The sequence below is a fragment of the Streptomyces sp. NPDC006365 genome, assembly GCF_042870755.1.
GTDB classification, from domain to species: domain Bacteria; phylum Actinomycetota; class Actinomycetes; order Streptomycetales; family Streptomycetaceae; genus Streptomyces; species Streptomyces xiangluensis.
Map to the genome: position 1 here is coordinate 171,135 of NZ_JBIAHS010000017.1, position 26,266 is coordinate 197,400.

Genomic DNA, 26,266 nt, shown 5'->3' on the forward strand with positions numbered 1-26,266 from the left:
GGGGGGGCGGGGGGGGCGGCGCCCCCCCCCGCGCCGGGGGCGCTCGGCGCGGGGGGGGGGGGGGCCCCCCGGGGGGGGGGGGGGGGCCGGCCGCCCCCCCCCCCCCCCCCCCCCCCCACCGCGCTCTGTGCGGTGCACTATGCGCTGACCGGGTCCCCCTCCGCCCCCGGTACGGTCTCGCCGGCCGCTTCCTCCGGCGACAGATCGCCCAGGTAGGCCGCCCGTACGGCAGGATCGCGGCGTACCTCGTCCGGAGTGCCGACACTGATCCGGCGTCCGAAGTCGAGAACGACGACCTGGTCGCAGACGCTCATGACCATGTCGACGTCGTGCTCCACGAGGAGCACACCCATGCCCCAGTCCTCGGCGAGTCTGCGGACCAGACGGGCCAGTTCCCGGGTCTCGTCGTCCGACAGCCCGGCGGCGGGCTCGTCGAGCAGGAGTACGGACGGCGACGTCGCCACCGCGCGGGCGATGGCCAGCAGCCGGCGCTCCCCGTACGAGAGGTCGCCCACCGGCCGTTCGAGACTGCCCTCGAGGCCGAACTCCCGGACAGCCACCAGGACTTGGGCGGGCAGTGGACGGCTTCCGGGGCGTACCAGGTCCATGAGGTACGCCCCCGGGCCGGGACGGTCGCATGCGGCGTACAGGTTGTCCAGGACGGTCATGTCCTCGAAGAGCTCCAGCGACTGGAAGGACCGGCTGAGCCCGGCCTGCGCGCGTCGGTGAACCGAAACGCCGGTCACGTCCCGGCCGCCGAGGCTGACGCTGCCGGACGCCGGCCGGGTGAATCCGGTGACCGCGTCGATGGCGGAGGTCTTGCCCGCGCCGTTGGGGCCGATGAGGCCGACGATGTGGCCGGGCTCGATGGCGAACGAGAGGCCGTCGACGGCCGTGACACCGCCGTAGCGCACGGTCAGGTCCGTGACCTGGAGCAGGAGTGGCGCCGCGCGTTGTACGTCGGGTGCCTCCGGAGCGAGGTGCTCAAGGGGTGTGGTCGCGTCCACCGACAGCCGCCCGTCCCGGTGCCGGTTCAGCCTGCGCGACACCCCGGCCGCCTGCTTGCCGAGTTCCTGACCGATCCCGTCCTGGTTCCCCACCAGTGTCAGCAGCAGAATCACCCCGCCGATCAGTGGCATCCACTCGCTCAGGCCCGGCAGCACCAGGTCCCCGAAGCGCGCGCCGACCGTGCCGGCGGCGAACGTGGCGCCGAAGAGCGGGCCGACGAGGAAGCCGACACCGCCGATGACGGCGAGCCCGAGTGCGGTGATGGAGTCGAAGCTCGCGAAGTCGGTGAAGACCACCGAGGTCGAGCGGAACCCGGTCAGCACCCCCGCGAGTGCGGCGATCGCCGCGGACACCCCGAACGCGTACAGCTTCGTGGCGCGGACGCCGATGCCGAGGGCGGCTGCGGCCCGCTCATTGGCCCGGACCGCGATCAGTCGGCGCCCGGTCCGGCTGCGCCGGACGTTGGCGACCACCAGCGCGGCGCCGACGAACAGCAGCAGCACCAGGGCCGCGTACCGCTGGGGATGGTCCACGCCGGAGATGTCGAGGCCGAAGAGCGTCTGATGGCCGACGGCGATGCCGTCGCTGCCCGGGGTGGTGGCGAGGTCGGTGTTCTGGAACACCATGACCTCCAGCGTGGTGCCGAGACCGAGCGTGATGATCGCGAGGTTGACACCCCGGGTGCGGACCGCGGGCAGAGCGAACAACAGGCCTATCGGGACCGTCCCCAGCACACCGGCGAGCAGGGCGAGTTCGAAAGGCCAGCCCCAGTCGGCCACCGCGTGCCCGGCGATGAAGGCGCCGGTCCCGGCGAGCGCGTAGGCGGCCAGGGAGACCTGCCCCGCGTAACCGGTCACCACCACGATCGACAGGATGATCAGCGACAGCACCAGGGTGTTGGTGATCGCGTCCGCCCACAGCGGCGAGGACACGCCCACCAGGAGAAGCGCGACCGCGACCGTGACGGCCAGTGCCACCGGCCGCACCCGTCCGCTGCCCAGCGCGGGCAGCCGGTCGAGGAACGTGCCACGCAGGGGCAGCGCCCGGCCGCGCGCCACCAGTACCAGGGCGATGACCAGGAACGGCACCGACGCGGCCAGCCCCGTGACGTGGGTACCGAAGCGGGTCAGTTCGGACTGTACGACGCCGATGACGAGGCCGCCCGTCAGGGTGACGGGGAACGACGAGAACCGTCCGACGAGGGCGGCGGCCAGCGCGCTCAGCAGGAGCGTGGTGAGGCCGGTGACCGACAGACCGATGACCGGCACGATCAGGATCGCGGTCAGCCCCGCGAGCGCCGAGCCGAGCCCCCAGTTGGCGGCGGCGATCAGGTCCGCCGACCAGCCGAGTGCGGAGGCGGCGCTCTGGTTCTCCGCGACCGCCGTGGTGCCGAGCCCGAACATGCTGCGCTTGTAGAGCAGATGCAGCGCGACGGTGATGACGATCGCGATGCCGAGCAGCCAGATCCGGTCCTCGGACACCGTCGCCCCGGCAACCGTCAGCAACTCGGTCGGCAGCTTGCCGGGCACGAGCTCCACACTGTCGCCGTAGCGTTTGACAGCGGCGGCGGTGAGCACGATGAACACCGCCAGCGTGCCGACGAGCCGGGCCAGCGAGGAGGCCCTGCGCAGCGGGCGCATCACCAGCAGATGGGTGAGCACCCCCAGCGTCCCGGCCACCAGTACCCCGCACCCGACGGCGGTCCAGTAGGGCACGCCGTGCTGCACGGCGAGTTCCCATTGCACATAGGCGGCGGCCATCCCGATCGCGCCGTGCGCGAAGTTCAGGACGCCGGAGCCTCGGTAGATCAGCACGATGCCTTGCGCGGTGAGCGCATAGAGCGCACCGAGGCCGAGGCCCAGGAGCGCGAAGCGCAGGATGTCGTCCACCAGATGAACCTCCAGGGCTCCATGAGAAGCGAACGCCGGATGCCCCGGCAAGACTAGATAGAACATTTATTTAGATAATTTCGGCAAGAGTACTTCTCTAACCAATCGACTCCCTCCATGCTGTTCGCCATCTCGACAACGCCCATCCGGGCTCCCCAGGCTCTCGACTCAGCTCGAGCAGGGGGACCCCACATCCCCGCGGAGGGATCATGAACGACTCACGCCGACGCAGAACCGCCGCAGCGAGTTGTCTCGCGATGACCGGAGTGCTGCTGGCCGCCGGTTGCGGCGGCGGAGAGGAGTCTGCCGACAGCGCCTCGGCCTCCTCACTGACCGGCGCACCGGTCAAGGTGATGGTGTGGGCACCTGAGAACACCCAGGGCAGCGCCCAGCCCGGCGTGCGCATCACCGCCCAGGCGTACGAAAAATGGATCAACGACAACGGCGGCATCAAGGGCGGGCCGCTCGAGGTCATCACCTGCAACGAGAAGGGCGACCCCGACGAGGCCGAGAACTGCGCCCAGAAGGCGGTCAGTGACGGCGTGGTCGCCGTGGTCGGCTCCTACAGCCTCGCCGGGGACCGCTACATGCCGATCCTGGAGAAGGCCGGCATCCCCTACATCGGCGGGACCGGCGTCTCGGCCGCGGAGTTCTCCAACCCCCTCTCGTTCCCGGTCAACGGCGGCACGCCCACCGTCTTCACCGCCCATGGCCAGCAGCTCGCGGAGGAGGGCTGCAAGAAGATCTCCGGTGTGCGGTACGACGTCGCCGCCGCCGCGATCGTCATCAAGTTCCTCACGCTGGGCGCGACCTCCGCCGGCGCGAAGGCGCCGAAGGACCTGAAGGTGCCCCTCACCGCCACCGACCTCGCTCCGCAGGTGGCCGCCGCGACCAAGGGCAGCGACTGCGTGAGCGTCATCCTGGGCACGCACTCGGACCTGTTCGTGAAGGCGTACCTGCAGTCCGGGGACAAGACCAAGGTCGGCAGTGTCGTCGGCAACCTCACCCCGGAGCTGGCCCAGAGCACCGGAGGCAGTTCGAGCCCGCTGAACGGCGCCGCCATCACCGGGTACTACCCGCCCATCTCCGACGCCGCCTGGAAGGACGGGGTCGCGGCCACCAAGGGCAAGGACGTCGACCTCTCCAACGGCGCCAACGCCACGACCTGGGTGGCGTTCAAGGTCTTCACCGAGGCTGCCGGACAGCTGCCGAAGATCACCTCCAAGGCCCTGGTGGAAGAGCTCAACACGACCAAGGGCGTCGACACCGGCGGACTGACCCCGAAGCTGGACTGGCTGTCGTCGACGGCCCTGCCCATTCCGGGCCTGAACCGCATCCACAACACCACCGCCACCGAACTGGTGCTGAAGGACGGCAAGATCGAGTGGGCCGAGTCCGGCTCGACCTTCGTCGATGTCCGCGAGGCGCTCACGACACCGGCCGGCTGACGGTCCCGGGGGAGAGGAGTGCGCCGCGGCTGTGAAGGCCGCGGCACCTCCGGAGGCCCACGGCGAGGGTGAAGGCCGCGCAGACCGCAGCGGCGGCGGAAGACGTCACCGCCTCCGCGAAGCCCGCATCCTCGCGGGCAATCAGCACACTCCAGAAAGGAGAAGACCGTGTCCACCGTCGAACACCATCACCCCGGCGCAGCCCCCGAGGCACCCTCGGGGCCACTGATTGCGACCAGCGCCCTGTCCGCCGGATACGGCACCCAGCCCGTCGTACGCGACCTCGACATCGAGGTACGCCCCGGCGAGGTCGTCGCGCTGCTCGGCCCCAACGGCGCGGGCAAGAGCACGACACTCCGAGTCCTCGCGGGCGACCTGGCCCCGATGAGCGGCGAGGTGTCCTGGCTGGGGGAGCCCAGCCGGGCGCCACTGCACCGCCGTGCCCGCGAGGGCCTCGCCTACGTCGGTGAGCGCGCGGTCTTCACCCGCCTCGACACCGCCGACAACCTGCGGGTCGGCCGGGTGGAGACCACCCGGGCCCTGGAACTTTTCCCGGAGCTGGAGAAGCGGCTGGGAACCGGCGCGGGGATGCTGTCCGGCGGCGAACAGCAGATGCTCTCGCTGGCCCGGGCCCTGTGCCGGGAACCGCGGCTTCTCCTCGCAGACGAACTGTCGCTCGGTCTGGCCCCCTTGGTCGTCGAGCGTCTGCTGCGCGCGGTGCGTGAAGCCGCCGACCGGGGTCTCGGCGCGCTGCTGGTCGAACAACACGTACGCAAGGTGCTGGACATCGCCGACCGCGTGTACGTCCTGCGCCGGGGCCGCGTCGTCATGACCGGCACCCCGCAGGAACTACGCGGAAACCTGGACGCCATCGAGTCGTCCTACCTCGCCGAAAAGACAGCGATCGACACTGATTGAGGTGAGTGCTGTGACCAGCGCACGCGAGCAGGTCCGGGCCCTGGCCGGCTCCGGCGACACCTTCGACCAACCCGCCCAGGAGCTACGGCAGCTTCAGCTCGAAGCCGCGCGGGAGGCCTTCGCCGCCCACTGCGAGCGTATCCCGCTGCTGCGAAGCCGGGCGGAGGAGACCGGAGTTCATGAGCTCACCGGCTTCGAAGACCTCGTCCCCCTGCTCTTCTCGCACACCAGCTACAAGTCGTACCCCGTCTCCCTCATCACCGCCGGCCGGTGGGACCGGCTGCTGCGCTGGTACTCGACCGTTTCGGTGGTCGAGCCGGGCGACGTGGACATCGAGGGCGTACGCGACATCGACGAGTGGACCGAACGCATCACGGCTGCCGGTCACCGCCCGTACATCACCAGCGGTACGTCCGGGAAGGTCTCCTTCCTCAACTGCGACGCGAGCGACCTGGACTTCCTCCACGACATCCTGGAGCACCTCACCTGCTGGCCCGACCCGCTCCCGCCGGAGCCCACCCGGCGCGGCTATCTGCTCGCTCCGGCGAGCGGGCCGATGCGCTCCATCGACGGTTTCCGGTGGCACGCGGAGGTCTTCGCACGGTCCGGCGAGACGCGGCTGCTGACCGAGGACCCACTGCGGGTGTCCGAGCTGATGAGCAGCGCAGTGCTGCGCCGCCGGATAGCGGAAGGCACCGCGACCCCGCAGGAGATCAGCTCGTTCGAGACCACGTCCGAGGCCCGCGAGGACGAGCTGAGCGCGGCCGTGACCCGGATCGTCGACGACATCGCCGCCCACCGCGACGAACCGCTGCTGATCGCCGGGATGAACAACCAACAGTTCACCCTGATCCAGGCACTGCGGGCCCGCGGCGTACCCGACGGAAGCCTCCATCCGGACTCACTGGTGCTCAGCGGCGGCGGCAACAAGGGCCGGGCGCTGCCCGACGACTACCAGCAGCAGTTCGCCGCCTTCTACGAGGGCGTACGACGCGTGCGCAGCTACGGCATGACGGAGCTCCAGGGCTCCTGCCCTGCCTGCGAGAAGGGCCGCTACCACGTGCCGCCATGGGTGATCCCGCTGGTCCTGGACCAGGCGGGCGAGCGACTGCTGAATGCAGAACACGGTGTCGTGGAGGGGCGGTTCGCCTTCCTGGACGTCTCCCTGTCAGGACGCTGGGGCGGACTGATCAGCGGCGACCGCGTCTTCGTGGACTTCTCGCCCTGCGACTGCGGCAGAGCGGGACCGGTCGTCCTGCCGGACATTCAGCGCTACGGGGACCTCGGCGGCGACGACAAGATCACCTGCGCGGCGACACTCGACTCCTACGTGCGGGGGATGATCCACGGATGAGCGGCACGACGCTGCACGGAGCACCCTCGCCGGAGGTCGACGGCAGTCCGGTGGCCGTCGTCCACGTACTCCGCGGCGAGGTCGACCCGGGCTCGCACATCACTCACGGTCGGCCGGACGCGCCCTTCACCGCGCCGGCCCTCGACCTGGACCGCCTGGTGTGGCCCCGTACCGATCCCGGACCCGCCTTCCATGTACCCGTCGCGGAGATCGTCGACCTGTTGGTGGAGACCGGCGAGGCCCTGAAGGCGGACCGGGACGGCCTGCTGGCCGAAGCCCTTGACCGCATGGCCCGGGTCAGCCCGCTGCCCGGAGAAGTGCTCGAACGCGCCTACGCCGTACTGTGGCGCAGCTTCCAACGGCCCGCCCTGTACGCCCAGATCGACCACGAACTCGGCGGAGCGGACGTGCTCGACGGCTGGCGCGAGGTGCGGCTGCCCGAGGGCCGGATCGCGGCCACGCGCGCGTTCCCCCCGCGCCTGGTGCACATCATCGCGGGCAACGCCCCCGGCGTCGCGGCGATGTCCGTCGTGCGCGGAGCCCTCACCAAGGGCGTCAACCTGCTGAAGCTGCCATCGAACGACCTGTTCACCGCTACCGCGATTCTGCGCACGATGGCCTCGGTGGCCCCCGGCCACCCCGTGGTGCGCTCGTTCTCCGCGGTGTACTGGCGAGGCGGCGACCAGGCCGTGGAGAGCGTGCTGTTCCGCCCGCAGTTCTTCGACAAGCTGGTCGCCTGGGGCGGTGAGGCCACCATCCGTGGCGCCCTGAAGTACGTGGGTCCGGGATTCGAGCTCGTCTCCTTCGACCCCAAGACCTCCATCTCGCTGATCGGCCGGGAAGCGTTCGCCTCAGCGGCGGCCCTGGAGCAGGCTGCCGATGCGGGCGCCGAGGACGCCACGTTCTTCAACCAGCAGGCGTGCGTGGCCAGCCGCTTCCAGTTCGTCGAGGGCTCCGAGGACGAGGCCGACCGCTACGCCGCGCTGCTGTGCGAACGCCTGGGCGTGGCCCGGGAGTTCAGCGCGGCCGACGGTCCGCGGGTCGCGGCGGAACTCCGTGAGGAGATCGACGTACTGCGTTCCATGGCGCCCGACTACCGGGTGTGGGGCGGCTACGACGGCCGGGGCCTGGTCATCCGCTCTCCCGAACCGGTGGACTTCCACCCCGACGGAAAGATCGTCAACGTCGTTCCCGTTGCCGCGCTGCCGGACGCCGTCACGCACGCCGGGGTCGCCACGCAGACGGTGGGCGTGTACCCGGACGCCCGCAAGGCGGAAGTGCGCGACGCACTTGCCTGCGCCGGGGTTCAGCGAGTGGTGTCCCTCGGCAGGGCGGGCGGCATGTCGCCCGGCCTCTCCCACGACGGTTTCTACCCGCTGCAGCGGCTCATGCGCTGGGTGAACGACGAGTGACGCGGCAGACGGCGACCCGTATGGAAGGGGCGACTGTTGCTGAGGGCCACGAGGCAGCCCGTACCGTCTGCTCCGGCTCCCTCAGGACGCCGTATCCGGGGCGGGCGGCGTGTAGTGGTCCAGGAACATCCCCACTCCCTGTGCGGTCAGCCGGTCCGTCAGATCGGCGTCGATCTCGGTGCCGTACGTGCTGAAGACCAGGTGCGGATAGAGCAGCAGTGAGTAGAGCTGGAGGATCGCCACTTCCAGGTCGGGGATGGCGAGGCGGCCCTTCGCCACGAGTTGTTCCAGTGCGCCCGCCACGGCCGGGTGGTGGCTCCCGGGAGGCTGGTGCCGCCAGGCGGCGCCGAGGTCGGGGAAGCGGTGCAGTTCGCGGGCGACCAGGTTGCGCATGGCCAGGACGTCGGGGTTGTCCCGCACGCTCGCGACCCAGGACTGGGCCGCCTCGGTGAGCGCCGTGTGCAGGTCGTCGGCGTCGGCGAGCTGATCGATCGCGGCAAGCAGGGTTTCGCCGAGCGGGGCGTCGAGGGTGTCCGCGATGACGGCGGTGAACAGCGCCTCCTTGCTGCCGAAGTGGTTGTAGATGGTCACCTTGGAGACGCCCGCCCTGGCGGCGATGAGGTCCACGCCCGCCGCGAACCCCTCTTGGAGGAAGGTTTCGCGCGCGGCCGTGACGATCGCCGCGCGCTTCTGCTCGGCACGCACTCCCGAAGGGGGGCGCTTGGTGGTGGCCGCCTCGTTGCCCATGACGGCATCCTAATGGGAAATGAACTGAACAGTTGAGTACAGTTGATTTGAACTGTACTGTGCAGTTCATGATTGCAGGTCCCTCCTCCGACGATTCGGGAGTCCCGTCATGAGTCACGTACCGGAAACGGCCCACTCGGATCCGCACGCGCACGGAGCGGCCGCTCCGGCCCAACACCCGCACCGCTGGAAGCTGTTGGCCCTGCTCTGCCTCGCCCAGTTCATGCTGATCGCGGATGTGACCGTCATCAACGTCGCCCTGCCGACCATCGGCGAGGACCTCGGTCTCGACGGCTCGGGACTCACCTGGGTCGTCACCGCGTACACGCTCTTCTTCGGCAGTCTGCTGCTCCTCGGCGGACGTCTCGCGGACGCGATCGGGAAGCTGCGTGCTTTCCTCGCGGGACTGACGGTGTTCACCGCCGCTTCCATTGCCTCCGGGCTCGCGGCCGGTGGCGGAACGCTGATCGCCGCGCGCTCGGTCCAAGGGGTCGGCGCGGCGCTGATGTCACCGGCAGCGATGGCCCTCGTCACGGCCCTCTTCCACGGGCCCGACCGCAACAAGGCGCTCGGTGTCTGGGCCGCGATCGGGGGAGCCGGATCCGCCGTCGGTGTGCTGCTGGGCGGCGTGTTCGTCTCCGGGCCCGGCTGGGAGTGGGTGTTCTTCATCAACGTGCCGGTGGGGCTCGTCGCGCTCTTCGGCGTCCCGGCCCTGCTCGGCACATCCCGTGACCTGGTGGCTCCTTCGGGCACGGGCGGCTCCCTCGATCTCGCGGGCGCGCTCACCCTCACCGCCGCGCCAGGCCTGCTCGTCTACGGGCTGGTGCAGGCCCGCGACCACGGCTTCGACGCGCCGGGCGCCTGGGTGCCACTGGTCGGTGCCGCGCTGTCGGCGGTCGCCTTCGTGGCGGTCGAGCGCCGGGTGCGTGAGCCGCTCGTACGTCTTGTGATCTTCGCGCGGCGGTCGCTCGTCGGCGGCAGCGTGGTCATGCTGGCCGCCTCCGGACTGCTCATCGCGAGTTTCTTCCTGAGCTCCTTCTACGTACAGCACGTCCTGCGTTTCAGCGCGTTGAAGACGGGGCTCGTCTTCCTGCCGGTGGCCGTGGCCATCACTCTCGGGGCGCATGCCGCGTCCCACCTCGTGGCCCGGCTGGGCTGGCGGCCGGTCGGGGCCGTCGCCTTCGCCCTGACCGCAGTCGGCGCCGCCCTGCTGACCCGCCTGGACGCGGACAGCGGTGTCTGGACCGAGCTCGTCCCCGGCTTCGCGCTGTTGTCGCTCGCTCTCGGTACCGCGTTCGTCTGCGCCACCACGGCCGCGATGAACGGACTGCCGCACCAGGACATGGGGCTTGCCTCCGGCCTGGTGAGTACGTCGCACGAGCTGGGCGCGGCGCTGGGCGTCGCCGTGATCTCGACGATCGCCGGGGCGAGCCTGGAGGGCGGTGGCCAGGGTGCGGCAGTGGGCACCGGCGGCTTCGACGACGCCTTCACCGCATGTGCGATCACTGCCGCCGTGGTCGCCGCCCTCGGCGCGCTGCTGTTGCCGGCGGGTCGCCCGGACCCGGCGCAGGGGCCGGTCATGGCGCACTGAGGAGGCCTTCTGGGCTGTGCGGAAGCTGTCGAAGGCGGCCGGAGCGATCCGGCCGCCTTCCATGTCAGCGGTTGATCGGTCCTGCCAACGCATCAAGCACTGGCCCCCCGGCCAGACCGAGTCCGAGCGAGACCACCGTGGCGGCGTACGCGACGAAGCGAGCCGCCTGATCACCCACGGCAGGCTGCGAGGACTCGCTCCGGGATACCGCGGGCACGATCCAACGCAGATAGTAGAAGAGCGACGCCACGGTGTTGACGGCAGCCAGAACGGCCAGCCAGGCGTAGCCGCCGTCGAAGGCGGCGCTGAAGACTTCGAGCTTGCCGAGGAAGACAGAGGTCGGTGGCGTACCGACAAGTCCCAGCAGGCAGACAACGAGGCTCGCGGCGAGCAGCGGATGTTCCCTGGCGAGCCCTCGGTAGTCGTCCAGCGACTGGGCTCGGGGGAGGGCGCAGACCACGGCGAAGGCACCGAGGTTGGTCACCGCGTATGCCGCCAGGTAATACAGCAGCGCCTGCTGGGCGAGGTCCGCGCGTCCGGCGACGGCGACCGGCATGAGGAGGTATCCGACTTGGCTGATCGTCGAGTAGGCGAGCAGCCGCTTGACGTCCTGTTGGAAGAACGCGCCGAGGTTGCCGAGAGTCATGGAGGCGGCGGCGAGTACGGCGACGAGTGCGGGCCATGGCAGGGTGCTGTCCGCGAAGACGACATCGCCGAGGCGGAAGAGTGCGGCGATGGCGCCGATCTTGGGGATCGTGGTGAGGAGCGCGGCTACCGGCGGGCTGCTCCCCTGCACGGCGTCTGGAACCCAGAAGTGCGCGGGTACACCTCCGGCCTTGAACAGCACGCCTGCCAGAAGCCCTGTCGTGCCGGTGGCGACCAGTGCCCTGGGCGCGTCGCGGAACGCCTCGGCGAGCATGGGATACGCGGTGCCGCGTCCGGTCGCGTACAGGACCGTGATGCCGGTGAGCATCAGTACGCCCAACAGGGCGCCGATCACGTAGTACTTGAGGGCTGCCTCGGTGCCCGGTCCGTCCTTGCGGAACCCGGCGAGGGTGTAGGCGGGGATGCTCGCCAGCAGATACCCGGCGGCGAGCAGCAGCAGGTCCTGTGCCCCGGCCATCATCAGTGCGCCGAGGGCCGCCAGCTGCACCAGGACATAGAACTCCGTTTCCCTGGGATCCGCGCGCATGGGACGGAAGGAGACGCCGAGCACGAGGAGCATGCCGCCGAGGACAACGATCCGGGATGTGCTCGTCACCGGGTCGACGGCGAAGGCATCTCCGAAGGCGGTCAGGACGGGCCCCGCGGCTGCCACGGCCGCGGCCACGATCCCGGCCACGCAGGCGAGGGCGGCCAACAGCCCCACGATCCACTGCCGGGCACGGGGCAGCCAGGAGCCGAGCAGCAGCCCGAGGACGGCTGAGGCGGCGAGCAGTACCTCGGGGAGGAGGTCGAGGGGATTCTCGTTCATCTCGGTCATCGGGCGAGCAGCTCCAGGACGGACCGGGAGGCCGGTTCGATGACGTCGAGCAGGAAGCGGGGTGCCACACCGAGGACGACTGCCAGGGCGAGGAGCGGGACGATGGCGAGGCTCTCGTGCGCGCGGATGTCGGGGAACGCGCGCGGCGTGCCGGGTGTGTCGGGAAGGCGCAGCGGGCCCGTGAAGACCTGTCGCAGCGCGCGCAGGAACAGCCCGGCGGTGAGGAGGATGCCGAGTACCGAGAGTGCTGTGGCCAGCGGGCGTGGCCCGAGGCTGCCGGTGAAGATCTGGAACTCGGCGATGAAGCCGGAGAATCCGGGCAGACCGAGTGAGGCGAAGGCCGCGATGCCGGTCATGGCCGCGAAGAGGGGGGCCACCGCGGCGACTCCGGAGTAAGCCGCCATGTCGTACGTCCGCCCACGCTCGTACAGCACACCCGCGAGGAGGAACAGCGCGGCGGTGAGCAGCCCGTGGCTGACCATCTGTGTCACCGCACCGGTGACGGCGAGGGAGCGGGCCTGCTCCGAGCTGTCCGCGGTCGCTGCGGCGGCGCCGACGGCGAGCACGATGTAGCCCATGTGGTTGACGGAGGTGTAGGCGACCATCCGTTTGAAGTCGGTCTGGGCGAGGGCGACCAGGGCGCCGTGGAGGACCGAGAGGACGCCGATGACGACCAGGACGAGGGCGTAGCGTCGCCAGACCTCGGGGAGCATGGGCATGGCGATGCGGACGAAACCGTATGTGCCCATCTTCAGCAGCACTCCGGCGAGGATCGCCGAACCGGCCGCGGGCGCCTCGACGTGGGCCGGCGGCAGCCACGTGTGGAACGGCACTGTCGGGGTCTTCACCGCCAGCCCGACGACCACCGCGAGCAACACAAGGGCGCCGTAGACGGAGCGTCCGGCGAGCGGGTTCTGCTCGGTCAGTTCGACCATGTCGAAGGTGTGCGGGGAGGCCGCCAGGTACAGGCCGATGAAGCCGAGCAGCAGGGCGAGCGAACCGATGAAGGTGTAGAGGAAGAACTTCAGCGCGGCCTGGGCCGCCTGCCGGTGGCCCCAGCCGGCGATGACGAAGTACATCGCCACGATGGACAGGTCGAAGAAGACGAAGAAAAGGATCAGATCGAGGGCCGCGAAGAGCCCCAGGCAGGTGGTCTCCAGGAAGAGGAACAGCGCGGCGAACTCCCGGATGCGACGGTTCTCCCGCAGGGAGTACAGCGCGCAGGCCAGGAACAGCAGGCAGGTGAGGGCGAGCAGCGGCAGCGACAGCCCGTCCACGCCGACGTGGTAGCCGACCCCCGCGCTGGGGATCCAGCGGGCTTGCTCCTCGTACTGCATGCCGCCGTCGGCCTCGTACCCGATCCACATCGCGATGACGAGGGCGAGCTCGACAGCCGACGCCGCCACCCAGACAGTGCGGAACACCGTCGGAGTCGTACGGCGGGGGAGTGCGAACAGCAGCAGGGCGACGGCCGTGGGCGCGAAGACGAGGGCGGTCAGCAAGTGGGTCACCTCACGAGGACGATCACGACGGCGAGGACGGTGAAGGCGGCGACGGCCTGGGCGAGGTACTGGTGCAGCTGGCCCGTTTGCGGGCGGCGGGCCCACTGGCCGAGCGCACGCGTACCGGCAGCGACCGAGGCCACCGTGCCGTCGACGGCACGCTCCAGGACGCCGTCCGTCCAGCGGGCGAACCGCATGGCAGCCGCGGCCGAACCGTCGACGGCGCGATCCACGACACGATCGTCGAAGGCAGCGGCGGCGCGTGCGAGCCGCATCACGGGACCGACCAGGAGTACATGAGCGGCACGCTCGAGAAGCAGCCAGTCCGCGAAGCCCGACTTCGCCCGTGCGGGCAAGGGCAGGGGGCGCGTGCCCCAGGTCCAGGTGACCGCGGCCGCCAGCAGAGCGAGAACCCCGGACAGCACGAACTCCCAGACGTGCGGGTCAGGTTGACCCGCGGACGCGAGTACGCGCCCGACACTGTCACGCAGCGGTGGGAAGGCCACCGGTGTCAGCGCGAGGCAGGCCAGGGCCAGCAGGGCCAAGGTCCCCACGGCGCCGCCCGGGATACGGCGCGCTTCCGGTCGCGGGACCGCCGGCTGCCACAGGTGCCAGGCGGCCTTGGTGCTGTAGACCGCCGACAAGAGGGCAGCCGCCAGCGCGACGCCGTACAACCAAGGGCTGGTCTCCAGGGCTCCCGCGAGCAGGACGTCCTTGGCGGCCCACAGCGACAGCGGAGGAATCCCGGCCAAGGAGAGGGCGGCCGTGGTGAAGGCCAAGCCGACGGTCCGGTGGTGGCGCGCGGCGCCGAGCAGCTCGCGGAGCTGTTGGGTGCCCAGTGCGGTCAGCCAGGCCCCGGCGGCAAGGAACAGCAGGCTCTTCGCCGCAGCGTGGGCGATGAGTTGCAGCGTGCCACCGGAGGTCGCGTCGGTTCCCGCAGCCAGCACCATGAAGCCGATCTGGGCACAGGTCGACGCGGCGAGCAGCTGTTTGAGGTCGGTCTGCGCCACCGCGACCAGTCCCAGGCAGAGCGCGGTGGCGGCGCCCGTCCACGCGACCACATCGTCGCCCCAGCCGGATGCGTCCAGCAGTGGCCCGGTCCGCAGCAGCAGGTACGCGCCCGCGACGACCATGGTCGCGGAGTGCAGCAGCGCGGAGACCGGGCTGGGGCCCTGCATGGCCTTCGAGAGCCAGAAGCTGAAGGGCAGTTGGGCGGATTTGCCGAAGGCGGAGGCGATGACGCCCGCGGTGATGACGGACAGCCAGGGATCGTCGGCGCGAGCGAGTCCCTCGAGCGACAGTGTCGTATCCCGGCCGCTCGCGAGTGCGGCACCTGCCGCCAGATACAGACCGAGGTCTGCGGCGCGGGTGGTGAGGAATGCGGTGTCTGCCGCGCTCGTACGGTTCGGGTCCCGCCACCAGTAGCCGATCAGCGCCCACGAGGTGGCGCCCATGATCTCCCACGCCATCAGCAGGACCGGGAGAGTCGCGGCGGTGACCGTGACGAGCATGCTCCCGGCGAACAGCAGCATCAGGCCGAAGAAGCGCGCCCGCGCCTCGCCGGTACCGAACTCGGCGGCGCTGAAGAGGAGTACGGCCAGCGTGACCGCGGTGACCGTGACCGCCATCAGACCGGACAGGCCGTCCACCGTGAGTCGCACCGGAAGCCCGTCGAGGAGCGGTGCCCCGACGGCAGGGTGCCGAAAGGCTGCGGCGATGGCGAGGCCCAGAGCAACGGCCGCCACGGCGACAGCCACAGGTGGTGCCGCGCGATCGGCCCGGCGCCCCATCACGAGCAGCACCACACCGGCGCCGAGCGGCAGGGCGACCAGCGCCCACAACAGGGCGCTCACTCCTTCAACTCCGCCGCCATGTCGGTCATGTCGACCTCCCGCGACCGGAACAGTGCGGTGACGACGGCAAAGCCGATCGCCATCTCCAGGGCCATCGCCGTCACGGCCAGGACGATCAGGACCTGTCCGTCTGTGGCCGCCGGGGCGATGTAGTGCCAGGCGGTCGCGGCGCCCAGGATGACCCCGCCCAGCATCAGTTCCAGGCCCATCATCAGCATCACGATCGACTGCTGGGTGAGCGCCCCGAACAGCCCGATGCAGAACAGCGCGGCGGCCAGCAGCAGGAACAGTTCCATCACCGGCCGACACCGCCCCGTACGGGATCGTCCGCGCGATGTGCCCGCAGATCGTCGCCGAGCCGGTCGTAGCGTCCCCGGCGGGTGGCCAGCACCACTGTGGCGACGATCGTCGCGAACAGCGCCATACCCAGCGTCATCATGGTGAGCATCTGCGGGCCCATGAGGGACATGCCGAGTTCCATGGTGGGATCGGCGGAGGCCTTCCCTCGCCGGGCCGGCCAAGGAGCGAACAGGATCCCCGCGGCGAGGAGCAGGAAGACGAGGCCGCAGACGACGGCCGCACCCCGCTTGTTGTGCATCATCGTCATCGGCATGAGCCCGGCCGGGTTCATCATGTACATCACCATGAAGACAGCCATGATGGCCATTTCGATGGTCATCATCAGCACGATGACGATCCCCAGGTAGTCGAGCCCCAGCAGCACGACGAGCCCACCGACGCACAGCAGCGAGGCCAGCAGGGAGAACGTCGCACGGGCCATGGAGTCGAAGCGGAACACCATCGCGCCGCTGATCACCGCCAGGACGGCGAGGATCCAGAAGACCGCGACATCCATTTACCTACGACACCTCGCTCTCGTCATGGGCCTCGTGCACCTCGAGGACGTCACCGATTGAGCACCACCACGGCCACCACCAGCGCCTGCACGATGGCGAGCGGAGTCAGCACGACCCAGGCCAGCTCCACATAGCGCTCCATCCGCACGGTCGGGACCCTGTGCCGAACCCAGACCAGGAACGCCAGTACGGCAGCGGTCTTGAGGATGGTCCACACCCAGCCGGGCAGCCATGGCCCGTATCCGCCGCCCAGGAAGAGCGGCACGCTGAACGCCGCGGCCACGACCAGCAGCAGCCACCGGCCACCGAGGAAGAGCACCCGGTCAGCGCCAGACAACTCGGCGGCCACGCCGCCGGCCACGTCGCGCCCCGCGGGCTGGTCGAACGGCCCCCAGAACGCCATCGCCATCGCACTCAGCAGATAGATCCCGAACGCGGCCGGCATCCACACCGCGAACCACAACCCCGCCTGTGCGCCCACGACTTCACCGACCCGAAGCGACTCGGCCCCGAGCGCTGCGGTGGTGATCGCGAGCATGTGCGGCAGCTCGTACGCCAGTCCCTGCGCGAGGAAGCGATAACCGCCGATGAGCGAGAGCGTCGAGTTCGGCCCCCAGCCCGCCAGCCACACCGCAGCCCAGGCCAACGCCTCCATCGCGTTGAACCAGACGATCCCCTCCGGCAGATCGCTCACCGACCGGAAGCCGAGCGGCAGCACGACGGCAGCGAGCATCGCGGCGACGGGGAGGAGAGCCGCCCCGATCCGGGCCAGCGGCACATCGGAGGCCCGAGTGCGCCGTGGCTGCTGCACGAACTGCCGCAGCACCTCCCGGACGGGAACCGCCGCGCGGACGGCCGCCTCACCCAGGGACCGTGCTCGCCCGCCCCGGGCACCGGCCGCGAGCACGGCATCGAATCCGGCCGTCACCAGAGCGACCGAGAGCAGGAGAACAGGCAGGACGAAGACCGCCCACAGCGGTGCGCTGTCAGCCATGGGCCATCCCCACCGCCGGCACGTGCGCGAGTTCGTCGAGGTCCGGGTCGAGACTCGCGACGATGATCCGCGCGCCGGCGAACTCCGCGCCCTCCAGCAAGCCGGGCAGAGCATCCAGCAGCGCCCGTGACGGAGGCACCGGTCCGTCGACCCGCCCGCGCGGCCCGATGACCTGGGCCGTGTCCAGCGCCTCGGTGTCGTCGCACTCGGCCGCACTGCGCCAGGCGGCATCGAGCCACGCGCGCATCCGGTCGTACGCATCTCCGCCGGCGACCAGGGGAGGGCCCGTGACCCCAAGGTGCCGCGCGTGCTCAGCGGTGAGGGGTCCCAGCCCGGCGGTCAGCCACCGCAGGGTCCGCGAGCGCTCCGCCCGACGGATCAGGGGACGTAGCAGATCGCGGAGTTCCGCGGCGTCGGCTCCGGCCAGGGCACGATCCCGGCCGCGCTGGAAGCGGGCGGCCATGCCGGCCCACCCCGTCACAGCGAAGAACCTGCCCAGACTGTCCAGATGCGCGGCACACAGCCGCCTCGCAGCCTCCCCCTGGGACACCCGCTCGCCCCTGAGCGCCCGCAGCCACGGCTCGTTCCAGAAGGGTGGATGCGGCGAAGCGGACCCCTTCGCCTCCACGCTGACCTGCTGGACGATGTCGCCCTGCAGAGCCACACGCAGGACGAGGCCGGCGGGCCAGTCGACGAGGGCCGGCCCGAGCGGCACGTGGAGCCGGTCGAGCCTCAGCCCGTCGCGGTCGTCGGCGCGATCGGCCATGGGCAGACCGTCCACGACGCCCATGGCGTGGCCGTCATGGCCGCCGTGCATGTCGTGATCACCATGCATGTCGTGACCGCCATGCATGTCATGCCCGCTGTGCATGTCGTCACTGCTGTGTCCGCCGGCGTGCCCCTCGTCGCCCTCGTGCTCACCGTGATGATCCTCGTGACCGGCGTGGCGGTCGTGACCTTCGGGTGCTCCGGGGTTCTCATGCGTGTCATGCGCGGTGTGCTCGGCCTTGCCCTGCCCGTCGCGATGGTCGTGCGCGTCGTCCTCGTGGTGATGGTGACGTGGCGGTTCCCCGCGCCGAAGCTCGGCGAGTCCGCGATCGAGAGCGTCGGCGACCTGCCCGGCGTCCGTGATGGGTACGCGGGCCTTGGGCGCCGGGATCGCGCGCCACAGATTCGCTGCCCAGGCGCTCTCCTCGTCGTTCTGCCCGGCGTGGTGACCACCCAGGACCACGAGCAGATCAGCCTCCGCGGGCGCGCTCACACACGGCCATCCCCGACGCACCAGCTCCGCCTCGACGGCGAGCCGCTCGCGCGTGGTTCCAGGGGACACCGCCAGTAGAACTCCCGGCCGGGAAACGGCCGTTCGCAAGAACCTGTGCCTCAACTCCACCGGAAAGCCCCCTCCCGCCAGGCGTAACCGACACCGGCGAGCAGGATGCCCAGGAAGAGGAACATCTCGATGACCGCGGTCGTACCGACGGCCGAGACGACCTTCGTCCACGGATACATGAACAACATCTCCATGTCGAAGGCCAGGAAGACCATCGTGACCGGATACCAGCGCACGTGGAACCGGGAGAGGGGATGCTCTTGTGGTTCGAGCCCTCCGCTGAACGGTCCGGTGTGCAGCGGCGCGCGGATCGCCCGCAGCGCAATGGACGCGGCATGGAGCAGCACGACGGCCGCGACGACCAGCACGAGGAGGAGCAGGACCGGTTGCCAGTCGGATGTCTGCACACGGACTCCCTGTCGAGGATTGCCCCAGCCGGTTACCCCGGCGGCGGCATGTCGGCCAGCCGTGACGTGCGGAACTTACGACACCGGGGCTGACGAGGTGTCTCGTCCCGGCCTCAACTGCCTCCAGTGGTCGTGTCCGTCAACGATTTGGCGTACGCCGTGCCAGCCCTCCAGAGCCGGTGCCCACAGGCGAGGGGCGCCAGATGAGTAACGCTGACACGACGAGACGACAGTATACCCCCTTGGGGTAATGCCGGGGGTGGCTGACAGTCGACCGCGCAGGCGGACAGCACTCCCGCGCCGAGGGCGCGAGCGGTTCGGGGGTGCTCGAGCGGCGCGGCCTCGGAGGGTTCGAACGTGACCGCGAACGCTTGCGGCCACCGCTCGGTCCCTCGAAGGGTGCTGCCCTTCTGAAGGACCGTGCGGTGGCCGTCGAGTCGCCCGTTTCCACGACGAGATCACACAGTTTCAACGGCCTCCTAGATGGTCACGGATTCGTCCTGCGGCCGGGCAGTGGGTTCGTGGGCCCCCTGGCCGTTCGTGGACCTGCTGCCGCGCATGAGCAGTGCGGTCAGCAGGCCGCCGGCGGCCGCGATGGCGGCGGCTGCCAGGAACGCGGCGCTGAATCCGTCGGTGAGGGCGGAAAGGTCGCCGAGTTCCCCCGCACCCTGCGACGTGGCGAGCGCGGTGAGCGCGGCCAGCCCGAGGGCGGAGCCCACCTGGTAGGTGGTGTTGACGATGCCGGAGGCCAGACCCGCCTGCTCCTGGGGTACGCCCGACATGGCGGCCATCATCGCCGGGATGTACGCCAGCGACATGCCGAGCGCGGCCACCAGCGAGGCCGGCAGCACGTCCACCACGAACGTGCCCGTCGGCTCGACTGCGGCCAGCCACAGCAGGCCCGCGGCGAGGACGAACAGACCTCCCACGATCAGCGGCTTCGGGCCGAAGCGGCCGAGCAGTCGTGCGGTGACCATCGTCATGAAGAGCATCAGCAGGCCGGTCATCGGCAGCAGCACGGCGCCGCTGGCGAAGGCCCCGTAGCCGAGTACCTGCTGGAGGTAGAGGTTGAGGAAATACCACATCGGGATCCAGGCCGCGCCCAGCAGCGTCATCGCCAGGTTCGACGGGGCGAGGCCAGGGGTGCGCCATACACCGAGAGGCATGAGCGGCGCCTTGATCGAGCGCTGGAGGACGAGGAACAGCCCGAGGAGTACGGCGGCGCCGATCAGCTCCAGGACGGTCTGACCCGCGCCCCAGCCGACCTCGGGGGCGCGGACGACGGCGAACACCGCGAGCGCCAGACCGGCCGTGACGGACGCTGCACCGAGAACGTCGATGGCGCCGCGCCGACTCGCGACCGACGGCAACAGTCCGGTGGCCAGCAGTGTGGCGACGCCGATCGGGATGTAGATGATGAACACCCAGGGCCAGCTGGCCCATTCGGTGAAGACGCCGCCGAGGAAGACGCCCGCCGTGCCGCCGGCCGGGGCCGCCGCGCCGTAGAGCGCGAGGGCCTTGCCGAGTTCCCTCGGGTCGTGGCTGAAGAGCATCATCAGCAGGGTCATGGAGGCGGGTGCGATGAGCGCGCCGCCCACGCCCTGGACGGCGCGACCCAGGACTTCCACCCATGCCGTCGTCGCGGCAGCGGCCACTACGGAGCCTGCGATCAGTACGGTCCAGCCGCTCACGAAGATCCGCCGGGCGCCGAGCAGGTCGGAGAGCCGGCCGCCGAGGAGCAGTAGGCCGCCGAAGGCGATGACGTACGCGTTGAACACCCACTGGAGATCGCCCTGAGAGAAGCCGAGATCGCGCTGCATCTCGGGCAGGGCCACGCCGATGATCGAGGTGTCCATGATCACCATGAACTGGGCGGTGGCGAGCACGAGTAATGCCCACCAGCGCCGGGGGTTGACGGTTGACATGAGGTTTTCCTTCCTCTCGATATACCCCCAGGGGGTATGACGGGAAGGCAAGTTAGCATACGGGTGGGGGGTATGCAAGGGGGGTTTGGTGCGGTTCTCTTTTACCCCTCGGGGGTATGCTCCGTGTATGCGTACCGGAGCGCTGTCGCTGGCAACCTCGAGCCGCCCCTGCAGGTCTCTATGCGGGGTGGGATCTGCCGAAGTCGTCCTGCTCAAGCGGGTGTTGGGGCTGTGTCTGAGGTTGCGGCTCGTTGTGTCCGGTGACTGCTCCAGGGTCATCGGTTGACGTCTGTATGCCCCGGTCGTTGCTGCCGCCCTCGTCGATGAAGCGGCCGACCTCCACGAACTTGTCGTTCTTGGGCAGGGCTTCCGGCGCGCTCGGGGACTGAGTCGACGAGTCGGGAGGCCGGCGCGGGTGACGGGCTCGACATTGAGGCGCCCGGCCTCATCGGGCCGGGCGTCAGGGGGAGGCCGGGACGTAGGGCGTCCGTATCGGCGGAGCGGTACGTCCCGGCCCGGGGGGGGGCGATATGCGAGTTCGGGACCGTGGGGCCCGGAGGGGGCTGTCAGGCGCGGCCGACGAGCTCGTAACCGGCCTCGTCGACGGCGGCGCGGACGGCGTCTTCGTCGAGCGGGGCGGCGGAGGTGACGGTGACCTCGCCAGTCTTGGCGACGGCCTTGACCGCAGTGACGCCGTCCAGGGCGGAGATCTCCTGGGAGACCGAGCTCTCGCAGTGGCCGCAGGTCATCCCGGTCACCTTATAGGTGGTGGTGAGGCCGACGCCCTGGACGGCGACCGCGTCGCCGGAGCCACAGGAGCCGCAGCAGGAGCCGGAGTTGGAGTTCGTCTGGGTGGTCATTTGCTACATCCTCGGAGTGTGGGTGGTGGATTGGTTTCCGGGTGGGGTGTTGTCCCCCGGCCCGTCCGTGACGCCAACACTATACCAATACCCCCTAGGGGTATGAAAAGGGTGTTGCGGCCTGCGATGACACCCACCCGCCACTCATGTGCGCTCAGCAGGTGAGTCCGCGAAGCCCCTTGGCCTCCCCTTCTGGCCTCCCCTTCTCTGTCGCGGGCGACCCCGAGCGTCCCAAGCAGTACTAAGCTGATTCGTGCTTCCGCTGCCGCCTCGACGGCGCGGAGGCCCCGGCCGTGCTCGCACGCGACCGGACAATGAGCGTGGCCGTGGGCGGTGCGACAGGAAGTGGCACGCAAGTGCTGGCACCGCCCACGGCCACGTCTCGGGAGAACTGTGGACTCGGTGGGCGACGCCCGCGGAGTCGTCGAACGGAGGGCTGTCGGGCCGATGAAGATCGCATCGGGCCGTGAAGCCGTATTTACCCCCAGGGGGTAATATGCGACTCCGGTGACCAGTCAGCACGGCACAGGTGGAACTCATGGCGATACAGGCGGCTCGCAGTGGCGGCACGGCCGTCCGCTGGGCGTACGGGGTGTTCCTCACCCTGTGCGTCGCGCTGGCCGTGCTCGTCCACCACGAGACGTCCATGACGTCCATGACGACCGCCTCGCCCATGTCCGGCTCTGCCCGCATGCCGGTTCCCGCCCACGCAGCTCATGCGATGGCGCATACGGGTCATGTGATGGCGGGCGAGGCGACACCGTCCGCGGCGGAATCGTCCGCGCACGGCGTCGATTCCGGCGCCTGCGCCATGCCCGGTATGCAGCACTGCACCACGGCGAGCGTCGGTTCCGTGCAACTGGCCGAGCCAGGCCGGAGCGCGTTCTGCTCGCCCGCGGACCTGGAGCGTGCCGTGGCAGGGCGTGTCCCCGCCAGTACGGTCGGCCGTTCCCCGCCCGATCTGTCCGTCCTCTCGCAACTGCGCATATAGGCCGCGCCGGACGGCACGCGATGTGCCGTCCCTCCGTGACCGCATCGGCAGTTTCGAAACAGAGGACACAACACGATGAACAGCATCAACCGCCGCTCCGTCCTGCTCGCCGGGCTGGGAGCCGCAGGCGCCGGAGCACTCACCGCCTGCACCAATGCGAGTGGCTCCGGTAGCGGCAACGCCCTGATCAACCCCAACGCCTCGGCGGTCGCCGCCACAGAGAAGAGGCGCAAGAGCACCGGACGCCAGCAGAAGGTCACCTTGACCGCCGCACCGGCCATGATCGACCTGGGTGGCGGCGTCATGCCCAGGACCTGGGCCTTCGACGGCCGTGCCCCGGGCAAGGAGATCCGACTCTCCGTCGGCGACACCCTGGTCGCCGAGTTGTCGAACCAGCTTCCGAACAAGACACCCACGTCGATCCATTGGCACGGCATCGCGCTGCGCAACGACATGGACGGCGTGCCGCCCGCCACCCAGAGTGCCGTCCGGGCCGGCTCCACCTTCACGTACAAGTTCATCACCGACCACCCGGGCACGTACTTCTTCCACCCGCACGTCGGCGTCCAGCTCGACCGCGGCCTGTACGCTCCGCTGATCGTCGAGGACCCCAAGGAGCCCCTCGCGTACGACGACGAGTGGGTCGTCCTCCTCGACGACTGGGTCGACGGGGTCACCGGCACCCCTGACGAGGTCTTCGCGGAGGTCAGGCAGGGGATGGGCGGCATGGAGGGCCACGACATGGGGGACATGGGCGGGATGGACATGGGTGACTCCGCGTCACCCTCGGCCTCCTCCTCCGGCGGTATGTCGATGAAGTTCATGCTCATGGGCGCCGAGAGCGACCTGCTCGGCGGCGACGCCGGCGACGTGAAGTACCCGCACCACCTCATCAACGGCCGCGTGGCGGCCGACCCGTCCGTCTACACCGGCAGGCCGGGCAAGAAGGTACGGCTGAGGATCATCAACGCGGGCGGGGACACCGCCTACCGTGTCGCCCTCGGCGACCACAAGCTCACCATCACCCACACCGACGGCTTCCCGGTCCAGCACCAGGAGGTGGACGCCCTGCTCGTCGGCATGGGCGAGCGCTACGACGTCCTCGTCACCCTCGGGGACGGGGCCTTCCCGCTCGTCGCCGTGGCCGAGGGCAAGAACGCGAACGGCTTCGCCCTGGTGCGCACGGGCTCGGGAAGCGCCCCGAAGCCGACCGTCCGCCCGAAGGAACTCGACGGCCTCATCATGACGGCCTCCCAGCTCCGCGCCGACGACGACGTACGCCTGAAGTCCGCCAGGACCGACGTAACGCACGAACTCAAGCTGACCGGCGGCATGGCCGAGTACAACTGGGCCATCAACGGCAAGCCCTTCGACATGGGCAACCCCGAAGCGAACCCCATCATGATCGAGGAGGGTCAGCGCGTACGGCTCGACTTCTTCAATGACACGGACATGTGGCACCCGATGCACCTGCACGGCCACACGTACCAGATCGGTACCTCCGGTCCCCGCAAGGACACCGCGATCGTGCTGCCGAAGAAGAAGTTGTCCGTCTTCTTCGACGCCGACAACCCGGGCCAGTGGATGCTGCACTGCCACAACGCGTACCACGGCGAGGCCGGGATGATGGCGAACGTGGCCTATCCGGCCTGACGTTCACGTGCCCCATCTTCAATTCGCGGACCAGGGGCGGGCGCTGTTCCTTCGGCGCCTGCCCCTGCCGTTCAGGCACCGAACGACGGCCTGGCGTGTGGCGCGCCCTGTCACGACGTGGAACGCCTCTACCCGCTCCTAGCCGAGCCAGGCCTCGACCTTGTCGGGGTTCGCTTCGACCCACTTCTTCGCCGCCGCTTCCGGCGACATCTTGTCCAGCGCGATGTACTTCGCCACGGTGTTCTGGTCTTCGTTCGTCCACTTGAAGTTCTTCACCAGGTCATAGGCCGGACTGCCCGACTTGGCGAACCGGGTGCTGACGATCTTGTCGAGGTCGAAGACGGGATAGTCGCATGCGACCTTCGCGGGATCGGCGTCACAGCCCGCCGTGTGCTTGGGCAGTTCTATATGGACCAGTGGTATCTCCGAGAGGAACCACTGCGGCTCGTAGAAGTAGCCGATCATCCATTTCTTGTTCTGCTCGGCGTCCCGGAAAGCCTGGATGAGCGCGGTCTCGCTCCCCGCGTACACCACCTTGAAGTCCAGCTTCAGGTTCTTCACCAGGGCTTCGTCGTTGGTCTGGTACGACGGATCGCCGTCCAGCAGCTGCCCCTTGCCGCCCGATTCGGATGTCTTGAAGTTGGACGCGTACTTGTTGAGGTTCTTCCAGTTGGTGATGTCCGGGTACTTCTTCGCGAGCCACGGGGGGATGTACCAGCCGATGATGCCCTTGAGGCCGGTCGGGCCGAGGCTGACGGCGGTCTTCTGCTTGGTGATGTACTTCTTCTTCAGGTCCTCGTGGCCCCAGTTCTCGAGGATGGCGTCGACCTCGCCGGTTTCGAAGCCCTGCCAGCCGATCTCCGCCTTCAGGTCCTTGTTGGTGACCTTGCAGCCGAGCTTCGTCTCCGCGACATGGCCGATGACCGCCGCATTCGCTTCATAGCCCACCCAGGGGTTGACCGCGAGATTGAAGGTGCCGCACTTGCCCGAGCTGCTGTCCGACCCGGTGGTGCTTTCACCGACCTTCGCGCCTCCGCAGGCGGTGAGGGTGAGACTGAGGACCGCCAGGCCCGCCGAGGCGACGCGCCACTGTCTTGCTTGCTCTGCCATGGTCTTGCTCCTATTGCGTCGGCGCGTGAGCCGTCGCCTGGTGATCGAGTTGAACACGGGCCATGCAGGGATCAAGCCATGTCCAGGGCGCACCGGAACCCCACATTGCCGGTTGCCGAGTCCGGGGGCAGGCCCTGCCTTGCGGCGACCCTGTAGCGGCGGCAGTACGACGCATGGCACAGGTAGGAGCCGCCTTTGGCGACGCGCTGCCCCCCGTCGTCCGCCCGGGAGAACGGGGCGTCACACCATTCCCAGACGTTGCCGGTGACGTTGTACAGGCCGAAGCCATTGGGCTCGTAGGCGTCGACCGGACACGTGCCGTACCAGCCGTCGGCCGTCGGGTGCCGGTTGGGGAAGTCGCCCTGCCACACGTTCATCCGGGGGCGACCGCCCGGCTCGAGCTCGTCGCCCCAGGGGAACACCTTGCCGTGCAGTCCCCCTCGGGCGGCGCGTTCCCATTCCGCCTCGGTGGGCAGGCGCTTGCCGGCCCAGGAGGAGTAGGCGTGGGCGTCGTGGAAGTCGACGTGGACGACCGGGTGATCCGCGCGGTCCTCCCACGTGGAGTGCGGTCCGTCGGGATGACGCCAGTCGGCGCCCTCGACCTGGCGCCACCAGGGCGCGCCCACCACTCCGCGGGTCGGCGGGAAGTCGTCCGGGAGCAGACCGGCGAAGACGAACGACCAGCCGGTCCGCTCGGCGGAGGACCGGTACCCGGTTTCGGCGGCGAAGCGCGCGAACCGCGCGTTCGTCACCGTGCAGGCGTCGATCGAGAAGGCGTTGACGTGCACCGTCCGCACCGGGCCTTCCCTGTCGGCGGGGTAGGCGAGCGCGTCCTCGCTGCCCATGAAGAACTCGCCGGTGGGAACGGTCACCATGCCGTCGGTGTCCGCCCTGAGGACGGCGGCGGTCCGCCGTGCCGGTGGCCGGTCCGCCC

Annotated in this window: 22 protein-coding genes; 8 read left to right on the plus strand and 14 right to left on the minus strand. The window is 69.7% G+C overall.

Translation table 11 applies throughout. The annotated features are described in order from the left end of the window. Positions 1-137: 137 nt before the first annotated feature. Positions 138-2,963: an ATP-binding cassette domain-containing protein gene (locus ACFYO0_RS35095; protein WP_388684358.1), complete on the minus strand. Its 2,826-nt coding sequence runs from the start codon at positions 2,961-2,963 to the stop codon at positions 138-140. A 143-nt stretch (positions 2,964-3,106) separates the two neighbouring features. Here ACFYO0_RS35095 and ACFYO0_RS35100 point away from each other — a divergent pair, with 143 nt between their 5' ends. From ACFYO0_RS35100 to ACFYO0_RS35115, 4 genes are all read left to right on the plus strand, one after another. Beyond that, positions 3,107-4,345 (plus strand): ABC transporter substrate-binding protein, encoded by a 1,239-nt coding sequence (locus ACFYO0_RS35100; RefSeq protein ID WP_388684361.1) that lies wholly within the window; start codon positions 3,107-3,109, stop codon positions 4,343-4,345. A gap of 168 nt (positions 4,346-4,513) precedes the next feature. Continuing rightward, the gene (locus ACFYO0_RS35105) at positions 4,514-5,263 is read left to right on the plus strand and encodes an ABC transporter ATP-binding protein (RefSeq protein WP_388684363.1); all 750 of its coding nucleotides are present in this window, start codon (positions 4,514-4,516) and stop codon (positions 5,261-5,263) included. 10 nt (positions 5,264-5,273) lie between these two features. After that, a complete protein-coding gene (locus tag ACFYO0_RS35110; protein WP_388684365.1) occupies positions 5,274-6,617 on the plus strand; it encodes a hypothetical protein in 1,344 nt (447 codons plus the stop codon). Next, the gene (locus ACFYO0_RS35115) at positions 6,614-8,029 is read left to right on the plus strand and encodes an acyl-CoA reductase (RefSeq protein ID WP_388684368.1); all 1,416 of its coding nucleotides are present in this window, start codon (positions 6,614-6,616) and stop codon (positions 8,027-8,029) included. Before ACFYO0_RS35110 ends, ACFYO0_RS35115 begins: the two co-directional genes overlap by 4 nt. A gap of 81 nt (positions 8,030-8,110) precedes the next feature. Here the strand turns inward: ACFYO0_RS35115 and ACFYO0_RS35120 are convergent, their stop codons facing one another. Beyond that, entirely contained in the window at positions 8,111-8,776 is a 666-nt protein-coding gene (locus ACFYO0_RS35120; RefSeq protein ID WP_388684370.1) for a TetR/AcrR family transcriptional regulator, read from the minus strand. Between the two features lie 109 nt (positions 8,777-8,885). Here ACFYO0_RS35120 and ACFYO0_RS35125 point away from each other — a divergent pair, with 109 nt between their 5' ends. After that, on the plus strand, positions 8,886-10,367 hold the full coding sequence (locus tag ACFYO0_RS35125) for an MFS transporter (RefSeq protein WP_388684372.1): 1,482 nt from the start codon (positions 8,886-8,888) through the stop codon (positions 10,365-10,367). Between the two features lie 64 nt (positions 10,368-10,431). Here the strand turns inward: ACFYO0_RS35125 and ACFYO0_RS35130 are convergent, their stop codons facing one another. The 7 genes from ACFYO0_RS35130 to ACFYO0_RS35160 are packed head-to-tail and all read right to left on the minus strand — an operon-like array spanning position 10,432 to position 17,873. Beyond that, a complete protein-coding gene (locus ACFYO0_RS35130) occupies positions 10,432-11,850 on the minus strand; it encodes an NADH-quinone oxidoreductase subunit N (RefSeq protein ID WP_388684374.1) in 1,419 nt (472 codons plus the stop codon). Then, on the minus strand, positions 11,847-13,352 hold the full coding sequence (locus ACFYO0_RS35135) for a NuoM family protein (protein WP_388684453.1): 1,506 nt from the start codon (positions 13,350-13,352) through the stop codon (positions 11,847-11,849). Before ACFYO0_RS35135 ends, ACFYO0_RS35130 begins: the two co-directional genes overlap by 4 nt. A 5-nt stretch (positions 13,353-13,357) precedes the next feature. Next, a complete protein-coding gene (locus tag ACFYO0_RS35140) occupies positions 13,358-15,205 on the minus strand; it encodes an NADH-quinone oxidoreductase subunit L (protein WP_388684375.1) in 1,848 nt (615 codons plus the stop codon). Further along, positions 15,202-15,501 (minus strand): NADH-quinone oxidoreductase subunit NuoK, encoded by a 300-nt coding sequence (locus ACFYO0_RS35145; protein ID WP_388684455.1) that lies wholly within the window; start codon positions 15,499-15,501, stop codon positions 15,202-15,204. Before ACFYO0_RS35145 ends, ACFYO0_RS35140 begins: the two co-directional genes overlap by 4 nt. After that, a complete protein-coding gene (locus ACFYO0_RS35150; protein ID WP_388684377.1) occupies positions 15,501-16,061 on the minus strand; it encodes an NADH-quinone oxidoreductase subunit J in 561 nt (186 codons plus the stop codon). Before ACFYO0_RS35150 ends, ACFYO0_RS35145 begins: the two co-directional genes overlap by 1 nt. Positions 16,062-16,111: 50 nt before the next feature. Continuing rightward, on the minus strand, positions 16,112-17,056 hold the full coding sequence (locus tag ACFYO0_RS35155) for a complex I subunit 1 family protein (protein ID WP_388684380.1): 945 nt from the start codon (positions 17,054-17,056) through the stop codon (positions 16,112-16,114). Further along, on the minus strand, positions 17,049-17,873 hold the full coding sequence (locus tag ACFYO0_RS35160; RefSeq protein ID WP_388684383.1) for a hypothetical protein: 825 nt from the start codon (positions 17,871-17,873) through the stop codon (positions 17,049-17,051). Before ACFYO0_RS35160 ends, ACFYO0_RS35155 begins: the two co-directional genes overlap by 8 nt. On the opposite strand from ACFYO0_RS35160, the gene ACFYO0_RS35165 reads away from it, so the two are divergent. Further along, a complete protein-coding gene (locus ACFYO0_RS35165) occupies positions 17,859-18,395 on the plus strand; it encodes a hypothetical protein (RefSeq protein ID WP_388684385.1) in 537 nt (178 codons plus the stop codon). The two genes, ACFYO0_RS35160 and ACFYO0_RS35165, sit on opposite strands and share 15 nt — an antisense overlap. A gap of 41 nt (positions 18,396-18,436) precedes the next feature. Here ACFYO0_RS35165 and ACFYO0_RS35170 read toward each other — a convergent pair whose 3' ends face one another. The 3 genes from ACFYO0_RS35170 to ACFYO0_RS35180 all read right to left on the minus strand — a co-directional run bounded on the left by ACFYO0_RS35170 (position 18,437) and on the right by ACFYO0_RS35180 (position 21,578). After that, complete coding sequence (locus ACFYO0_RS35170; protein WP_388684386.1) at positions 18,437-18,793, minus strand: NADH-quinone oxidoreductase subunit A; 357 nt, start codon at positions 18,791-18,793, stop codon at positions 18,437-18,439. Positions 18,794-19,272: 479 nt separating this feature from the next. Next, positions 19,273-20,718 (minus strand): MFS transporter, encoded by a 1,446-nt coding sequence (locus tag ACFYO0_RS35175; RefSeq protein WP_388684389.1) that lies wholly within the window; start codon positions 20,716-20,718, stop codon positions 19,273-19,275. A gap of 566 nt (positions 20,719-21,284) precedes the next feature. Further along, complete coding sequence (locus tag ACFYO0_RS35180; protein WP_388684391.1) at positions 21,285-21,578, minus strand: heavy-metal-associated domain-containing protein; 294 nt, start codon at positions 21,576-21,578, stop codon at positions 21,285-21,287. 538 nt (positions 21,579-22,116) lie between these two features. Between ACFYO0_RS35180 and ACFYO0_RS35185 the strand changes: the two genes are divergently transcribed. Together ACFYO0_RS35185 and ACFYO0_RS35190 are read left to right on the plus strand one after the other, a co-directional pair. After that, complete coding sequence (locus ACFYO0_RS35185; RefSeq protein ID WP_388684394.1) at positions 22,117-22,569, plus strand: hypothetical protein; 453 nt, start codon at positions 22,117-22,119, stop codon at positions 22,567-22,569. 75 nt (positions 22,570-22,644) lie between these two features. Further along, entirely contained in the window at positions 22,645-24,222 is a 1,578-nt protein-coding gene (locus ACFYO0_RS35190; protein ID WP_388684397.1) for a multicopper oxidase family protein, read from the plus strand. 138 nt (positions 24,223-24,360) lie between these two features. Here the strand turns inward: ACFYO0_RS35190 and ACFYO0_RS35195 are convergent, their stop codons facing one another. Next, entirely contained in the window at positions 24,361-25,332 is a 972-nt protein-coding gene (locus ACFYO0_RS35195; RefSeq protein WP_388684399.1) for an ABC transporter substrate-binding protein, read from the minus strand. A 71-nt stretch (positions 25,333-25,403) separates the two neighbouring features. Further along, positions 25,404-26,207, minus strand: a complete 804-nt coding sequence (locus tag ACFYO0_RS35200) for a formylglycine-generating enzyme family protein (RefSeq protein ID WP_388684457.1) — start codon at positions 26,205-26,207, stop codon at positions 25,404-25,406. Positions 26,208-26,266: the final 59 nt, after the last annotated feature.

Bases quoted from the DNA above. Each gene is read 5' to 3' on its own strand.
- ACFYO0_RS35190 (WP_388684397.1), top strand. From the start codon at position 22,645: ATGAACAGCATCAACCGCCGCTCCGTCCTGCTCGCCGGGCTGGGAGCC.
- ACFYO0_RS35100 (WP_388684361.1), top strand. From the start codon at position 3,107: ATGAACGACTCACGCCGACGCAGAACCGCCGCAGCGAGTTGTCTCGCG.
- ACFYO0_RS35195 (WP_388684399.1), bottom strand. From the start codon at position 25,332: ATGGCAGAGCAAGCAAGACAGTGGCGCGTCGCCTCGGCGGGCCTGGCG.
- ACFYO0_RS35175 (WP_388684389.1), bottom strand. From the start codon at position 20,718: ATGTCAACCGTCAACCCCCGGCGCTGGTGGGCATTACTCGTGCTCGCC.
- ACFYO0_RS35165 (WP_388684385.1), top strand. From the start codon at position 17,859: ATGGCCGCCGTGCATGTCGTGATCACCATGCATGTCGTGACCGCCATG.
- ACFYO0_RS35130 (WP_388684374.1), bottom strand. From the start codon at position 11,850: ATGACCGAGATGAACGAGAATCCCCTCGACCTCCTCCCCGAGGTACTG.
- ACFYO0_RS35200 (WP_388684457.1), bottom strand. From the start codon at position 26,207: ATGGTGACCGTTCCCACCGGCGAGTTCTTCATGGGCAGCGAGGACGCG.
- ACFYO0_RS35180 (WP_388684391.1), bottom strand. From the start codon at position 21,578: ATGACCACCCAGACGAACTCCAACTCCGGCTCCTGCTGCGGCTCCTGT.
- ACFYO0_RS35120 (WP_388684370.1), bottom strand. From the start codon at position 8,776: ATGGGCAACGAGGCGGCCACCACCAAGCGCCCCCCTTCGGGAGTGCGT.
- ACFYO0_RS35095 (WP_388684358.1), bottom strand. From the start codon at position 2,963: ATGTTCTATCTAGTCTTGCCGGGGCATCCGGCGTTCGCTTCTCATGGA.
- ACFYO0_RS35150 (WP_388684377.1), bottom strand. From the start codon at position 16,061: ATGGATGTCGCGGTCTTCTGGATCCTCGCCGTCCTGGCGGTGATCAGC.
- ACFYO0_RS35155 (WP_388684380.1), bottom strand. From the start codon at position 17,056: ATGGCTGACAGCGCACCGCTGTGGGCGGTCTTCGTCCTGCCTGTTCTC.
- ACFYO0_RS35160 (WP_388684383.1), bottom strand. From the start codon at position 17,873: ATGCACGGCGGCCATGACGGCCACGCCATGGGCGTCGTGGACGGTCTG.
- ACFYO0_RS35115 (WP_388684368.1), top strand. From the start codon at position 6,614: ATGAGCGGCACGACGCTGCACGGAGCACCCTCGCCGGAGGTCGACGGC.
- ACFYO0_RS35145 (WP_388684455.1), bottom strand. From the start codon at position 15,501: ATGGAACTGTTCCTGCTGCTGGCCGCCGCGCTGTTCTGCATCGGGCTG.
- ACFYO0_RS35185 (WP_388684394.1), top strand. From the start codon at position 22,117: ATGGCGATACAGGCGGCTCGCAGTGGCGGCACGGCCGTCCGCTGGGCG.
- ACFYO0_RS35125 (WP_388684372.1), top strand. From the start codon at position 8,886: ATGAGTCACGTACCGGAAACGGCCCACTCGGATCCGCACGCGCACGGA.